The organism is Chroococcidiopsis cubana SAG 39.79 (assembly GCF_003991895.1).
Classification (GTDB): domain Bacteria; phylum Cyanobacteriota; class Cyanobacteriia; order Cyanobacteriales; family Chroococcidiopsidaceae; genus Chroococcidiopsis; species Chroococcidiopsis thermalis.
Genome location: NZ_RSCK01000125.1, coordinates 514 through 14,408 on the forward strand (window position 1 = coordinate 514; position 13,895 = coordinate 14,408).

Genomic DNA, 13,895 nt, shown 5'->3' on the forward strand with positions numbered 1-13,895 from the left:
GAATGGCACTAAGATAAGGCGAAATCCTTGAAGGATAAGGACTTGGGCAGAATGGCTTGCTTGTTGGGGTTAAGAAATTAAGAGCAGCATTGGACAAGCAGTCTTATTGTTGACACAGCAGTGATGCAGATAACCACTAAAAAATTGTTCTGGATGTAGAAAAAGCTTCCAACTCCGGTAAAAAAGAAATGGACGATTGGAAGCAAATATGACTATTACTACTGTGCCAAATCGAGTGAAAATCCTCAAGGATAAATTCACGCAAAGCTGGGGACTGCCATTCCAAGAACTGTTACCAGAGTCGGAAATCCAGAAAATCATTGATGAGCTACAAATTAAATTTCGTTGCCGACTATTTGACCCATTCGTGACTTTATGGGCATTCCTATCTCAGGTCTTGGATGTCGATAAAAGTTGTCACAATGCAGTCAGCCGAGTCATTGCTTATCTGGTAAATGAAGATGTAAAAATTCCCTCAACTGATTCGAGTGCTTACTGTCAAGCCCGCTCAAGACTACCAGAAAAACTATTAGAAAAACTTTTTGGTATGACGGCACAAAAACTAGAAGAAAAAGTCATACCTGAGAATTTATGGTGTGGTCGCCATGTGAAAGTTATAGATGGTTCAACTGTATCAATGCCTGACAGTATCGAAAATCAAGCAGCTTACCCACAACCAAGTAGCCAAAAGCCAGGGTGTGGTTTTCCAATTGCTAAAATTGGCGTGATATTTAGTTTGGCTACAGGCGCTGCTGTTGCCCTAGCTATCGATGTCCTGAATACTCACGACTTAAAGCTTGCTAGAAAATTATACCCATTTCTCAATCCCTTAGATGTACTTTTAGGAGATCGGGCTTTTTGCGCTTATGCCGATTTGATTTTGATTAAAAATTTGGGTTGTGACGCAGTATTCCGGAAGCATCAATCTCGAAAAACAACTATGCGAAAAGGTAAAATCATTGGAGAAAGCGATAAATTCGTTTTTTGGCATAAGCCTAAAAAATGCCCTCAAGGATTAAATGAGTCGGATTTTTCTGCTCTACCCTCTACCTTGATTGTGCGAGAAATTTACTATTACATTATCATTCCTGGCTTTCGCACTCAGCAAGTCAGTTTAATTACTACTTTATTGGATACAACAAATTATTCTACCTTAGAAGTTCTCAAACTGTATGGTGAACGTTGGAGTGTTGAACTCAATTTAAAACATTTAAAAACAACTTTGGCAATGGATGTTTTGCGTTGTAAAACTCCTTCCATGGTACGCAAAGAGCTTTATGTTTATTTACTCGCTTACAATTTGCTACGCGGGTTAATGTGGTCGGCTGGTACTACTTATGGTACGTCTCCATTGCGCTTATCTTTGCAGGGAACTCGCCATCATTTGGAGAATTTTACTACCGCATTATTAACCGCTTCTTCTACACAACGTGACCTAATTTATCGCTCTTTACTAAAAGTTATTGTTCACAAATCAGTTCCAGCTCGCCCTGGTCGGGCTGAACCTAGAGTTAGAAAGCGTCGTTCTAAGGCTTATCCCTTGATGAAAAAACCCAGACGTGAGTTACGCAGGCAATTGCAAACTGCTTGAATGATAAGTGTTTCCACTTATCTTAGTGCCATTCGGGTTAAAGCAATGTGGATCTATGATGAGAGTGATATTAATGCTATCAACGAGTAATAGTAGAAGGGACAGCGATCGCAGTCCAACAAGTTGGCTGGAGCGGATTGGTAAAGCTTGCTAGTGTTGTAACAAAGGTATCAACAGCCGCTCAGCCAGAGCCGTTAGCTGGCTTGAGTTATTGATCGGGTTGTGAGCCAACTCCTACCCATCTGTATCAAGAAGCCTATTAATGAGATGATTGTGATTGCCAAGCAGATTACCTGAAATTCGATAAGTAGAATTAACTGCGGTGCCGCATCAGTAATGTCTCGACTAAGGATTGTGCTGTTTTCAATCGCTCAGGATCATTAGACTGTGCAACCCAGGCAGCTAACTCATTTAGCGAACCATTGACTAAGTGAGCAAAACCCTCTGCATCGATCGTGTTTAGCCGACCCTCAGCGACAGCGATCTGAATGGACTCATAGAGCAAACCAAAGCCATATCGATCGATTTCAGTCAGGTCACCTGCTGCCAAAACGGCTGGAGCCTCAACGAAAACCAAACGCCGCAGTTCGTCCTGCCGAGCAACTTCTAGAAATGCCTGACAGCCGACGATTAACTGCTGCCAATTATTATCTAGCGGTTGAATTTTAGTTTGGATGTAGTCTGTTATCTCACGATAGGCTTCAACGATGACAGCCTTAAACACCCCCAGTTTATCGTTGAATTGGTGATATAAAGCTCCCCGTGTAATTCCTAATTCGCTGATGATTTCCTCGGTTCCTGTAGCGGCATACCCTTTTGTTGCAAATAAGTGACGCGCTCGCTCAAGAATGGCGCGGCGAGTTCGTTGAGTTTGTTCAGCTTTGGTCAACTTGGCAGGCATGATGAATCGCTCGGATTTAACATTCAGACAGTATGTATCTTGACAGAAAAGAGAATCTTCCTCTATTTTGAGATACATACAGATTGTATCTTTTATAAGGGGTTTACCCAAAGGAGTTTTGATGTCAACCACGCTAAACACCCGCAAAGCAACAACTGCCGATATTCCATTCCTTGCCAGAATTGAGTATGAGGCTTCTTTGCCGCCGTTGAATCACTGCTTTTGGGAAGATCTGTTGGATGGTACTGGAACTACTGCCTTGCAGTTTATTGAGGCAGAACTGAGGACAGATGCTTCTAATTGGGGCAACGTAGCGGATTTTCTAATTTTGGAGGCTCAGGACAAACCCGTTGCGGCTGCAGCAGGCTATGTGCCTGGTACAGAGGACTACTGCCCGTTGCGTCTGTCTCGTCTAGAGGCGATCGCCCACGAGTTGAAGTGGTCTAGGGAAAACTTAACCGCGTTTCACGATCGCTATATGGCGTTTTGGGGAGGCGATTTGCGACCAGTTTTCCTAACACCCCAGGCAACCTGGATTATTGAAAATGTTGCCGTGTTGCCAGAGGCACGGGGGCGAGGCTTTGGCAAAGTGTTACTCAGAGCCTTGCTGGAGGAGGGGCGATCGCAGCAGCACGACTTTGCGGGAATTATGGTGCTCAATGGCAATGACGTAGCTCGCCATACCTACGAGTCCATTGGGTTTAAGCCCTATCAAACCTTCCACGCGGATTACTTCTCGGAACAATTCAATATTGAGTTTCCGGGAGTGACGAAGTTTGGTCTGCGCCTCAATTAGATTAGGAGAACAGCAATGTCTTTTAAGACAATTCTGGTAGCAGGTGCAAGTCGTGGCATTGGACTTGCTGTTGCAGAACATTTCATAGACCAGTGCGCTCGCCTATTAGCGGTGTCTCGTATAGTGACTCCGGTTGGTGAATGGGTGCAGGCAGATTTGTCTGACTTGGCAGGGATAGAAACGGTTGTCACAGCAATTGGGGATGATTCCTTAGATGCTTTGCTATACATGGGTGGAACCTGGGAAACCCATGCGTTTACCCCTCAGTACCGCTTTGAAGCGTGTTCTGATGAGGATATTGTCCGAGTGATTGCAGTCAATTTGGTGGCTCCAATTCGGTTGGTGAAAGCGCTACTGCCTGCCCTGCGAAGATCGGATAATCCGAAAATCATTTTCATGGGGGCGCTCTCAGGTCGAGATAATTTCCCAGGAAGGGAAGTTGCCAATAGTGCATCCAAGTTTGGACTGCGGGGAGTGGTGCATTCCTTGCGTGAAGAATTGCGATCGCAGCAAATCGGTATAACTGTAATTAACCCTGGTAATGTTGGTACACCCGAAGTGTTGGCGGATCTTGCCGCAGAGAATCTGACGGGCAGTGAAGCGATTCCTCTAAGCGATCTTCTTCGCATTCTTGACTGTATTCTCTCCTTATCACGAGCCACTTGTATTAAAGAGATTGACGTACCTGCAATGTTAGGTGAGGGAGCTTAATGAAGCTTAAATCTATGGCACTGGCGATTAGTTGCTGCGATTATTGAATGAATTGCTAGTTGCCAGCCACCTAACACTGCGTTGGTGCGGACGGAACAGAGGTTATTGGTGAGTATTCGAGGTGATCTGCCGCGGCACAACTTCACCGTTAGCAATCCAAGCTATGCGATTGCCTGCGTTAGGAATCACAAAACTACATCACCAGTTGTTCTTGTTGTCCCGCCACTTCCTGTAGTTCTTGCACAATTGCAATAGCAGTTTGAGATACGTAGTTCACGTAATCGCTCTTCAGACACAAGATATTCTTGCTGAGGCAGCATCTGCTTCAATAGCCGCACGCGATCGCAAGCGTGTCAGCAGTGCTTCTAGCTCATCAATCGCCTCTCCTTCTTTGAGTGCCAGGAGTGTTATGGCAATGTCAACATCATCGTAGCTGCAATGGTTAAAGCTGCCAATGGAATGACTACCGTTTTCATACCCGTGTTTCCCTGATGCAGGAATCAGAAAATCGTTCATGGACTTTTTTCAAGGACGAACTCGTGAAAGCGTGAAATCGGCAGTATTGTAGATGTAGAAGAGTGCGATTCGATGTTGCACAAAAGAGTGAGTCCCGAAGAGTGACTCCTGGCTAGTGTCCAAGCCAGTACCCGCCCAAAGGAGCAACCGGAACAATCTGGTGGTTTCACAGCTAGAGGGTTAAATGTACAACAGCCCGCCAGTCGGTGGAGGGGAATAGTACTAGGGTAAGACGAACACGGTTAGCACAAGCAAACCCTTGAGGAGGCATCGTCATATTTAGGTTGTCGTATACCGACTAACACGGCAATTAGGGGTTAGGTCTATCGATATAAAATCAATAGACAATGTAATTCAGTTCTTTTCTGCTGAATTATAGGACACCACACAACCCCCGATGTATAGAGGGAACCTAAATTCGTCAAATCTCAATTGTGTAGAACGAAGTAACCCCAATCGGGTCTAAGGATATTTTTCCTTAGTAAGGAAACCGTAAGGAATCCTTAAACCCCCAGTGGGAAAAGGAATCCTCAAAAAGCGAAAGCTACCAATCGAAAGATAACAGGAATAAATAACTGGGTAGATAGGGCAAATGCCAAAGTCGAAAGACTGCTGACGTGAGGATAGCGAGTCTCTTGAATTTCAGATTACAGGAACTGCACTTTTTGGGAAAAGTTAGATGCAATCCGATTGGAATGTAAGCGTAACCGAAAGAACTACTGATTGGAATAACGTCAATTGGCGTAAATCCAATCGAATAGTTAAGAACCTAAGAAGAAGAATATTCAAGGCTACCCAAGAGGGCAACCTGCGAAAGGTAAGAAGCCTACAAAGGCTAATGATGAGAAGCTACTCCAACATCCTTTTAGCGACAAGGAGAGTAACGCAAACCAACAGCGGGAAAAATACGCCAGGAGTAGATAAACTGGTGGTAAAAACACCAGCCGCCAGGGGATTTCTAGTGGATGCACTAGCCAAATTTATTCCCTGGAAACCACTCCCAACTAAACGGGTATACATCTTCAAAGCCAACGGCAATAAAAGACCATTAGGGATACCGATGATGTATTCACATTGCACCTCTTCCAATAAGATTTGGGGATGTTGTGGTTATGCCTGTAATCTTGCTCCATCAAGCAGGTTAATTGCAAGTCTAACTTTGTCAGCGCAGCGATTGAAAAAGTTGAACAGGTAACACCATCCATGTAATACGTGGGTTGAGGTTGATGCTAAACGAGTAGGAAGTTGCTTAAGCCTTCCAGGTAATACACGGATGGCAAGTCGAGAGAATTGAGCTAAACTATCGGTGTAATACATGGATAGTCTATAGATTAATGCCACGAGATACTCAAGGAAAGTTTGCCCTGAAAAATGACGAACATCGCTGTGTGCGCTCTTTGCGACTGACAGATACTACCTGGAGAGCGCTAGGTGAAGAAGCTGAGTCACTCTCACTCACTAGGGCTGACTATTTAGAGCAGATATTTAGGCACAAGCCTTATTCCTTGCCAAGTAATACACGGATAAAAAAGGAAGATTTACTTAGTAATACACACGGTGGAGCAGACAGCCAGCCGAGTAATACATGGCAAACAGAGCAAATAGAGCAGCAACTAACCCAACTAACCCAACAGCATGAAGAAAATACATTCCTGTTAGCACAGATTCAGAAATTCACTCAAGTTAATGCCCTCGAAGAGATGCGCGACCAGATTCTGACTCGTTTGAAGTTAGGCAAGCAAGCGCCTGGGTATAAGAAAGCTGTATTAGCTCTAAACCAATTTATTCAACTGTTGCGCGACAAATTTCCAGTTGCAACTGACGCGCCGTTAATAGCTGAAAATAGAATACCCCCACAAAGTGCTACTCAAGAATAGCTTTTGCAGGGGTGACCTAGTAGTTGACATGCTTGCCCTAAATAGGCGTACATCAACTTTAGATGTTAATTACTCAGCTCTCACAGGTACTCGACGGATTTTGTCACGCAGTGTCTGAAGGATTTCTGGTGTGACTTGATGCCACCAAGGTCCATTAGGAGTTTCAAGCCTCGGCAGGAATAATTCCCTGTTCTCGCCAATAGTGGATAGTGTGAATCCCAACTCCTAACTTGGCAGCTAAGGCACTGGTGGAATAGCAGCCATCAGTACGAATCCCTACATCATGAGCAAATTTGGGGTCGCTTCCTGGTTTATCAATTTTGTACTTCAACCGAATCCAAGCGACACTAGATTCAGTGAAAGCACGACCTTTTGGACTCAAAAATCCTTGGCAATTTAGCTCCCTAGCAATTTCTGTGTCAGTTCTACCAACTGCCAACTCGCGGATTGCTTGGATAACTTCAACTGGTGTCCCTAGCTTTTGTTGAATACTGGGGCGGGGAGTGAACAACTCGCTTGTTGCTCCGGTATGCCAAAGGATTTTGACTTGAGTTTGGCGAGTGGGACGATCCACAGGGGTAAGAGCAACCTGCTTCACCAAAAGTCGCAACATTTCTTTTCGCTCAGAGGCAGTAGTGGTTGGTGAATGCCAAACAGCAGGGATGTTGCTAGCCAAGTTGAGAATTTGTTGCCGTTGTGAGTCAGATATTTCTAGCCGAGAAAGGAGTTGTGCTTGAGCATATGCCGACTCAAGTTCTACTAATTGCTGCAATTTCTGGTAGTGCTAAAGAGGACAGGATACGAGAAAATGGGAGATGATGATTACGTGAGTGCTGATGAAACCTGCTTTGCCGGCTTGCCCCAGTTGTCATTCTGAGGAAGTAGTTAAAAATGGACGCAGCCGTCATGGTAAACAGAGCTACAGATGCCGTGACTGTGGTCGCCAATTTGTTCTTGACCCGCAGTGGCGACCGATATCCGAAGAAATGAAAGAGATAATTGACCGCCTGCTGTTGGAGAAGATCTCACTAGCAGGAATTGCTCGTGCGTTACAAATTTCTGAACTGTGGGTGCAACAATACGTCAATCAGAAGTCGAAGAACGTGTCTCAAGAGATGCAAGTGCGCCCAAAGCCGAAATGCCGCTTGACAGTGCAGATGGATGAGTTGTGGTCGTTTGTAGATCGCAAAGGTGATGAACAGTGGGTCTGGCTAGCGATGGATGTGGTCACGCGTGAGATTATCGGCTGCTACATTGGTGACCGCAGTGGTACCTCGGCTCAGGCACTTTGGAACTCTTTACCTGCGGTATATCGCCAGTGTGCCGTCATCTAAGCGCGATTTCTGGGTGTCTGATCCGGTGGCACTGCCAAGCACGCGGCATCGTGCAGTTGGCAAGGAAACGAGTTTAACGAGCTATATCGAGCGCTTCAACTGCACGTTAAGACAACGAGTGTCACGCTTAGTAAGAAAAACCTTGTCGTTTTCCAAAAAATTGGAAGATCACATCAGTGCAATTTGGAATTTCATTCATTACTACAATGCCTCTCTCCCTATCAACTCATCCTGTCCTCTTTAGGACTACCAATATCGAGACCGCTTGGCTCTTACAGACTCAATTTGTATACCTAAATCCTGCTTCAAGACTTCCCGATAAAGAAATAGTACCGCACTTAATGCCTGATTTTGTGTCGATGCTGCGACGTTTTCCTCTACTGCTAGGTGTGTGAGGAATGCTTCTAACTCGGCACCGCCCATTTCTCTTGGATGTCGCTTCTGATCAAACAGAATGTAACGGCGAATCCAGTAGACGTAGCTCTCTTCCGTGCGATATGAGTAATGTTTAACACGAAGTATATCTCGAACCTGGTCGATAAGCTTTCTCGGACGTGTTTCCATAGTAAGTATAGCTAAGTAATATTGTATTATTTTTATCTAAACTGGCTTGGAAAGCCTTCAGTAGATTACCGGAAAATATATGGAAATTTTCCATGTAATCGCCTTGATCGGCGTAATATAATATATGGATAGATTGCAAGGTATTCACCCTTAAAAGGGAAATACCTTGCGGACTCGCAATATAGTTCGCTCTATGTGAATGCTATATGGAAAAAGTCAGTTCAATAAATAGTTATGCCGACTATGAAGCCGTGAGGGATGGCAAGGGAGTTTCCAACATTCAATAACTAAAAAAATTGGCTATATGGCAGCAAAGACTCTGACAATTCGTGAAGCCATCAAGCAGGATGAACCCATCATTGCTGAATATTTATATCAAATCGCAGTTGAGCTTGGATTTCCATCCAGTTCAATTCGGCAAGATTGGCTAGAGAAAACAATTCGATTTATCGATTATGCTCGGTGTGAACTTCGCTATAAAGGTTTTGTTGTGGAGCAAGACAACAAAATTATTGGCTCTGCAAGCTGTCAGATCTTAGAACTTTACCCAATGGTCAGTGAGCAGTATCAAAAGGGCTACATTTGGGGTGTCTATGTAGAACCATCATATCGAAGACAAGGAATTGCAACAGAATTAATGCAAGAAGCAATGACTTATTTGAAAGAGATCGGTTGTACAAAAGCAGTTCTTCATGCTTCCGATCAAGGAAAGTTGCTTTATTCTGGTTTGGGATGTGTAGAGAGTAATGAGATGGTGATTAGTCTGATCTAAACTTTGACAGTGTTGCAAATACAAACGCCGCATAACAAGCGCAATGCACCGGAACTTTGAGATATACTGGTCTCTAGCCAAGCTTTTTTGAGTCCGGTGACGCGCTAACCGTTGTGCTACTTAAGTTATCGTCAACTAGATCAAATTTGGATGGAGCTAAAGTAGAAAATGATGCTAGGAGAGACTAATCTCAGCAACTTGTTGTGCTCGATGCAGCCAATCCTTCGACAAGGGGAGTACGTATTTTGCACTATTAGTCATCAGGAGAATCGCCATTCTAATCTTGATCCTGTTTGCTTGTTTCGAGAAGATGAGGGATTGACGCTGATCCTTGATCGTGAACAGGCTGATGCTGTTTCTCTATCCTACACATCAGTATTTTGCATGATTACGCTTTCCATACACTCAAGTTTAGAAGCAGTCGGCTTTCTAGCTGCTATTACTGGTAAGTTAGCGGATCATAATATTAGCGTGAATCCTATTTCTGCTTATTATCACGACCATTTGTTTGTGCCTGCCGGTCGCGCTCAAGAAGCAATGGAGCTACTTCAAGAATTTTCAAAGTGAAATTATGGAGGTATGATTCAGTGGCCGGCAGTTGCAGCAGCACAACAACCCCAATGCACACTGACCGTCGAGGGGGTATCTGTTGAACATTCGAGGCTATCTTCGGCGGGTGGTTGGGAACGTTAGACGGAGGAAGCGGAATAAATTAGTGTGCTGTTGCGATTTTCATGGTAGCCTCTGTTTGAGGAGAAGCAACCCGAGTACTACTAATTATGGAATACGAATTTCGTGTCATCGTCGAGAAAGTCTCTGTTGCTAGTCAAGAGGTAGTCAAGCGAGACACGGTGAAAATATACGATCTTCGCCCACCCAAATCAATTCTCGATCTAGGGCTGCGCCATGAAGAACAAATTCGCTTCTGACCAAGGTACAAAATGCGCTACTAGCCGAACAATCTGCCTTGATTGACTTAGGATACGTCACCTGCCCAAATTGTGGTCAAAAGCTCAAGAAAAATGGATTTTTGCAGTCTAATTTTCATGCCGTCTTTAGCGACCATCAATTACGCATTCAAAAGCATCGTTGCAATAATCCTGAGTGTAATTGGCAGAGCACCCCGACTACGACAACAGTTTTTGGTACTGACATCCATCCTGACCTAGCCAAATTACAGTGCGAACAGGGGGCTTTATTTAGCTACCGTGACGCTCAGAGCAATTTAGAGAAAATCAATTGCACTCGGTGCAGTGTCAACAACCATACCCGCATTCAAAGTCTGACCAACCAAGTCGGTGCAACGCTATCTCAAGCAACTCTGAGAGAGCCTTCGGCTCAAGAATGTGCTGCCCCGGCGAGGGATTTGATTGTCCAAGTCGATGGTGGACACATTCCGGTTAAAGAGAAAGGAAAACGTAGTTTTGAAGCTTTGTCTGCCATTGCGTATCAACCTAACAAGATTAAACAGGTGGACAAAAACCATCGACAGATTACTCATAAGACCTGTGTCGTGGCAGCGCTCAATGACGAGTTGGATACCATCAAACGTTTCGTGCTCAATGCTGCCCATAAGCAAGGAATGACAGAACAGACAAGGGTAACAAATCTGGCAGATGGTGCCAATAATTGCTGGTCTGTACTACTGTCCCTGAAATCTCATTGTCTTGATTTAGAGTGTATTCTCGACTGGTTCCACATTGGACAGAAGTTTCAGAATGTTAAAAATGTACTTGGTGAATCTTTTGAGTCATCTCTGGATAGCGTGAAATGGAATGTCTGGCATGGTGAAGTCCAAGCAGCTCTCACAAAATTGAAATTGCTCCAAGGCAACATTAGTGATGATGCCAAGCAATTTAAGATTCAGGGATTGCATAATTATTTGCAGAATAATCTTGATTATCTGCTCAATTACGATGAGCGAAAAAACTCAGGGAAAGCCTATAGCAGCCAAACGGCAGAATCGCATATTGACTCACTGATTAATGCACGACATAAACGAAAACAAAAAATGCAATGGACCAGAGAAGGAGCGCATAATGTCTTGCAAATTCGAGCCAAGATGGAGAGTCAGGAATGGAATGGACAATGGCAAGATGCCGTCCTGGAAGCTCTAATTGGTGCAGCGTGAAGCTAACTACAGCACAATAATTTATTCCGCTTCCCAGTACATTGGCTTATCGTGTTCAAGTGCGCGCTCCAGAAGCCACCCCGTCAGCGCTCGTAACTCTTTGAGTTTGGCTGGTCGGAACCCAGGGTAAGCTTGGACTTTCTGAAAATGATCGGTTCGAGTTTGCGCTCGCTTTCCATAATGCACGAGAGCTTCTGGTGTAGTATTTAGTTGTCCCGCTACATATGCTACTACATCTGCTGGAACGGTAGTAAGCCGATCTGGACAAAATCCAAGATAACGTAAAGTAAGCAATTGCAGTGCAAAGCCTAGACGATTACGATCGCCTCGATGTTGGCAGACTAGATTCAACTGGGCAGATGATAGGGTAAAGTAAGTGGCTAAATCAGAGGGTGCGACCTGGGCAGGAAATTGCTCCAATCGTTTGCGCTCCCGGTCGGTTAGTATCCGTCCTGGCATTAATACTGCAACTGTAAAGCTTTTGATTGACAATAGAACATATGTTAGCCGTACTAGCCGGTTGCGGCGTTTCTCAATCGTTCGCGGTTCTGGGTTGCCCATTGCCGTAGCGTCGTCGAGGTTCGTCCTGTAACTAGTGGCACGTCATCGCGCACGCTGCCTACATAGCCCATACGACCATCCATAACTTGCCGCATGAACTCCACTGCACCTTCAGCATAGTTTGGCTCAACTTTGCTTTCGCCTGAAGTTAGCAATGCCCAAAGATCTTCGGGCTGCTTAAGGAAGCAACTGATTTCCTGATTCAGCACCTCGCTTAGGATTGCCGCCACTTCCGCTCCGTTGAACGATTCTGTACTCATCCAGTAGTCTTTGCCGCCGTATTTTTCTGGACCTTTAAGCAATATTGTTGCTGCTGTTGCAGCAACATCTTGGAGGGCAATCCAGCCAATACGCTTGTCACCACAATACATTGAAAACGAGCTAGCCTTGAGTGGAGTAACACTCAGTAGGTTTTCCATGAAGTAGTTCGGATGAAGGTGGGTCCAGGCAATGCCACTAGCCTCGATGTAGCGCTCAATCAGTTGATGCCAGGCAAAATGAGGATCTGTACAGTCCCACTGTCCAAAGATACCTTGGTGTACGATGTGCTGCACGCCAGCCTTGCTTGCTGCATCAACTAAAGTCTTGCTCTGCACGAGCATAGCCACTGTGTAGCCAGTGAGGAGGTAAATCCGATCTACGCCTGCAAGTGCAGAGCCAAACGTGCGCGGGTCATCCAAGTCGAGAAAAACTGCCTCGCGCCCTTGGCTTTGGAGACGCTCGACTTCTTCGCGTCGGCGCGAACACAACCTTATTTGCACCGCACCGGGATAGCGGTCTAGTTCTTCGACTACAAGCCGACCTGTCTGACCAGTTGAGCCGAGTACGAGTATAGTTGGTCGATCGGGATTTGTCATCATTGCTGAAGAGGGCTATTACTAGGTCGTCAATTGTGCGATCGCTCAAGGAGTAGTTGTGTTTGCTGAAAGTGCCCGTGCGATCGTAAGGGTGTCTGCACTTTGTCGAAACTGCACAATCCTACCGTTGCTCAACTTCCAAATGTGAATAAACGAGCAGGTAAATGCCGTACCAGTGAGCTTTGCCCGTCCACTGTAATGCCCCAATGCTACGATACATTCACCAGCATTTAACATTTCGCTGACCTTGCTTTCCCATTTACTAAAATAACTATGCAACTGAGGAAAAAATTTCTCAAAAATTGCTGTTAGACCAACATATTGTCCGCCAGCTGGAAAGCTTTCGGTAATTAACCACTCAGCATTAGAGGCAACGCTGTCTTGATTTGGAGCCTCATACCAACTGCGAATGATTTCGAGATTGGTTGTCATTGCTACTCTCCTTTCTGATAATTAGGTAGGTCAATTGCTGAAAGTCCTTCTAATGCAAGTCCGTAGCCAACCCCCATATCCATTAGCTGTCTAAGTTGCACAGTAAGAAGGGTGCGGGCATATCGCAATGATAGTGGTGGCAATTTCGCAATCCGAGCAGCGATTTCACGCGCTCTTGGCATCAGATGCTCCGGTGGCAACACTTCATTGACTAACCCCAAGTCAAGTGCCTCTGTTGCAGAAAGTTTTTGTTCTGTAAGGAAGAAGTAACGTCCTCGATTCAAACCCATTAGTAACAGCATTGCAACTTGAATACCGTCACCAGGAACAACACCATTACCGAAATGAGAAGCATCTTGAAATACAGCAGTGTCTGAAGACAATACAATGTCACACAACAGTGGTAACTCACAGTGAACAGTCGCTGGACCATTAACTACACCAATCATGGGAACAGGAACGTCTAGCAAATTACGAATGTTGTGCCGACCGCGCCAGATTGTTTGATCCCAGCCACTAGCAGTAATGTTATCTCCCAAGCCGTTGAAACTCTTAAAACTCTCTGGGTCAAAGTCGGTGCAAAATCTATCACCTGTACCAGTCAAAACAACGACTTTGTTTTCGCGATCGGCGGCAACATCGGCGAAGGCAAAGCCAAGCTCATCATGCACGGTCTTGCTAAAGATCATGGGGTTACCGTTAGTATGCAGAGCCACCTCCAAAATGCCATCATGCCGCTCCATACGGAGTGACTCATATTTGTTTGCGTAATCATCTAGTACTACAGTTGTAGATAATTGTTAGAATAGGATAGAAGTGCGATTGCGATTGCTGTGATGTTTCAACAAGCTT

15 protein-coding genes and 2 pseudogenes are annotated in these 13,895 nt (G+C 45.0%); 9 read left to right on the top strand and 8 right to left on the bottom strand.

What is annotated here, in order from left to right; all coding sequences use genetic code 11:
* The first annotated feature begins 208 nt into the window (after positions 1-208).
* Positions 209-1,591 carry an IS4 family transposase gene (locus DSM107010_RS33540; protein ID WP_127025041.1) on the top strand — a complete coding sequence of 461 codons (1,383 nt, stop codon included), beginning with the start codon at positions 209-211 and terminating at the stop codon, positions 1,589-1,591.
* 313 nt (positions 1,592-1,904) lie between these two features.
* On the opposite strand, the gene DSM107010_RS33545 is transcribed toward DSM107010_RS33540, so the two are convergent.
* Entirely contained in the window at positions 1,905-2,492 is a 588-nt protein-coding gene (locus tag DSM107010_RS33545; protein WP_106168998.1) for a TetR/AcrR family transcriptional regulator, read from the bottom strand.
* Positions 2,493-2,613: 121 nt separating this feature from the next.
* Here DSM107010_RS33545 and DSM107010_RS33550 point away from each other — a divergent pair, with 121 nt between their 5' ends.
* Both DSM107010_RS33550 and DSM107010_RS33555 read left to right on the top strand, forming a co-directional pair.
* Positions 2,614-3,288, top strand: coding sequence for a GNAT family N-acetyltransferase (locus DSM107010_RS33550; RefSeq protein ID WP_181246456.1), 675 nt, complete (start codon positions 2,614-2,616; stop codon positions 3,286-3,288).
* Between the two features lie 15 nt (positions 3,289-3,303).
* Positions 3,304-3,999 carry an SDR family NAD(P)-dependent oxidoreductase gene (locus DSM107010_RS33555; RefSeq protein WP_106168996.1) on the top strand — a complete coding sequence of 232 codons (696 nt, stop codon included), beginning with the start codon at positions 3,304-3,306 and terminating at the stop codon, positions 3,997-3,999.
* Between the two features lie 288 nt (positions 4,000-4,287).
* Here DSM107010_RS33555 and DSM107010_RS33560 read toward each other — a convergent pair whose 3' ends face one another.
* On the bottom strand, positions 4,288-4,515 hold the full coding sequence (locus DSM107010_RS33560; protein WP_106168995.1) for a hypothetical protein: 228 nt from the start codon (positions 4,513-4,515) through the stop codon (positions 4,288-4,290).
* Between the two features lie 679 nt (positions 4,516-5,194).
* On the opposite strand from DSM107010_RS33560, the gene DSM107010_RS43370 reads away from it, so the two are divergent.
* Together DSM107010_RS43370 and DSM107010_RS33570 are read left to right on the top strand one after the other, a co-directional pair.
* Positions 5,195-5,710 (top strand): reverse transcriptase N-terminal domain-containing protein, encoded by a 516-nt coding sequence (locus tag DSM107010_RS43370; RefSeq protein WP_106168994.1) that lies wholly within the window; start codon positions 5,195-5,197, stop codon positions 5,708-5,710.
* A gap of 139 nt (positions 5,711-5,849) precedes the next feature.
* Positions 5,850-6,392, top strand: coding sequence for a hypothetical protein (locus tag DSM107010_RS33570; RefSeq protein ID WP_199755942.1), 543 nt, complete (start codon positions 5,850-5,852; stop codon positions 6,390-6,392).
* Positions 6,393-6,555: 163 nt separating this feature from the next.
* Here DSM107010_RS33570 and DSM107010_RS33575 read toward each other — a convergent pair whose 3' ends face one another.
* The gene (locus DSM107010_RS33575) at positions 6,556-7,164 is read right to left on the bottom strand and encodes a MerR family transcriptional regulator (RefSeq protein ID WP_106168952.1); all 609 of its coding nucleotides are present in this window, start codon (positions 7,162-7,164) and stop codon (positions 6,556-6,558) included.
* A gap of 64 nt (positions 7,165-7,228) precedes the next feature.
* On the opposite strand from DSM107010_RS33575, the gene DSM107010_RS33580 reads away from it, so the two are divergent.
* Positions 7,229-7,970, top strand: a protein-coding gene (locus DSM107010_RS33580) for an IS1 family transposase (protein WP_199755943.1) whose coding sequence is annotated in 2 segments (ribosomal slippage) — positions 7,229-7,720 and positions 7,722-7,970 — 741 coding nt in all. Because the reading frame shifts where the segments join, the coding sequence is not laid out codon by codon here.
* Positions 7,971-7,981: 11 nt separating this feature from the next.
* Here DSM107010_RS33580 and DSM107010_RS33585 read toward each other — a convergent pair.
* Positions 7,982-8,290, bottom strand: a pseudogene (locus tag DSM107010_RS33585) (phage integrase N-terminal SAM-like domain-containing protein); the annotation flags it as partial.
* A 304-nt stretch (positions 8,291-8,594) separates the two neighbouring features.
* Here DSM107010_RS33585 and DSM107010_RS33590 point away from each other — a divergent pair.
* From DSM107010_RS33590 to DSM107010_RS33600, 3 genes and pseudogenes are all read left to right on the top strand, one after another.
* Complete coding sequence (locus DSM107010_RS33590) at positions 8,595-9,062, top strand: GNAT family N-acetyltransferase (protein WP_106168954.1); 468 nt, start codon at positions 8,595-8,597, stop codon at positions 9,060-9,062.
* Positions 9,063-9,233: 171 nt separating this feature from the next.
* Positions 9,234-9,629, top strand: coding sequence for an ACT domain-containing protein (locus DSM107010_RS33595; RefSeq protein WP_106168959.1), 396 nt, complete (start codon positions 9,234-9,236; stop codon positions 9,627-9,629).
* A gap of 212 nt (positions 9,630-9,841) precedes the next feature.
* Positions 9,842-11,193: pseudogene (locus DSM107010_RS33600) on the top strand (ISKra4 family transposase).
* A 21-nt stretch (positions 11,194-11,214) separates the two neighbouring features.
* Here DSM107010_RS33600 and DSM107010_RS33605 read toward each other — a convergent pair.
* The 4 genes from DSM107010_RS33605 to DSM107010_RS33620 are packed head-to-tail and all read right to left on the bottom strand — an operon-like array spanning position 11,215 to position 13,786.
* Positions 11,215-11,754: a DUF4158 domain-containing protein gene (locus tag DSM107010_RS33605; protein WP_106168955.1), complete on the bottom strand. Its 540-nt coding sequence runs from the start codon at positions 11,752-11,754 to the stop codon at positions 11,215-11,217.
* The gene (locus DSM107010_RS33610) at positions 11,706-12,614 is read right to left on the bottom strand and encodes an NmrA family NAD(P)-binding protein (RefSeq protein WP_106168956.1); all 909 of its coding nucleotides are present in this window, start codon (positions 12,612-12,614) and stop codon (positions 11,706-11,708) included. Before DSM107010_RS33610 ends, DSM107010_RS33605 begins: the two co-directional genes overlap by 49 nt.
* A gap of 42 nt (positions 12,615-12,656) precedes the next feature.
* Complete coding sequence (locus DSM107010_RS33615) at positions 12,657-13,043, bottom strand: nuclear transport factor 2 family protein (RefSeq protein ID WP_106168957.1); 387 nt, start codon at positions 13,041-13,043, stop codon at positions 12,657-12,659.
* 2 nt (positions 13,044-13,045) lie between these two features.
* Positions 13,046-13,786 (bottom strand): enoyl-CoA hydratase/isomerase family protein, encoded by a 741-nt coding sequence (locus tag DSM107010_RS33620; RefSeq protein ID WP_106168958.1) that lies wholly within the window; start codon positions 13,784-13,786, stop codon positions 13,046-13,048.
* Positions 13,787-13,895 lie beyond the last annotated feature (109 nt).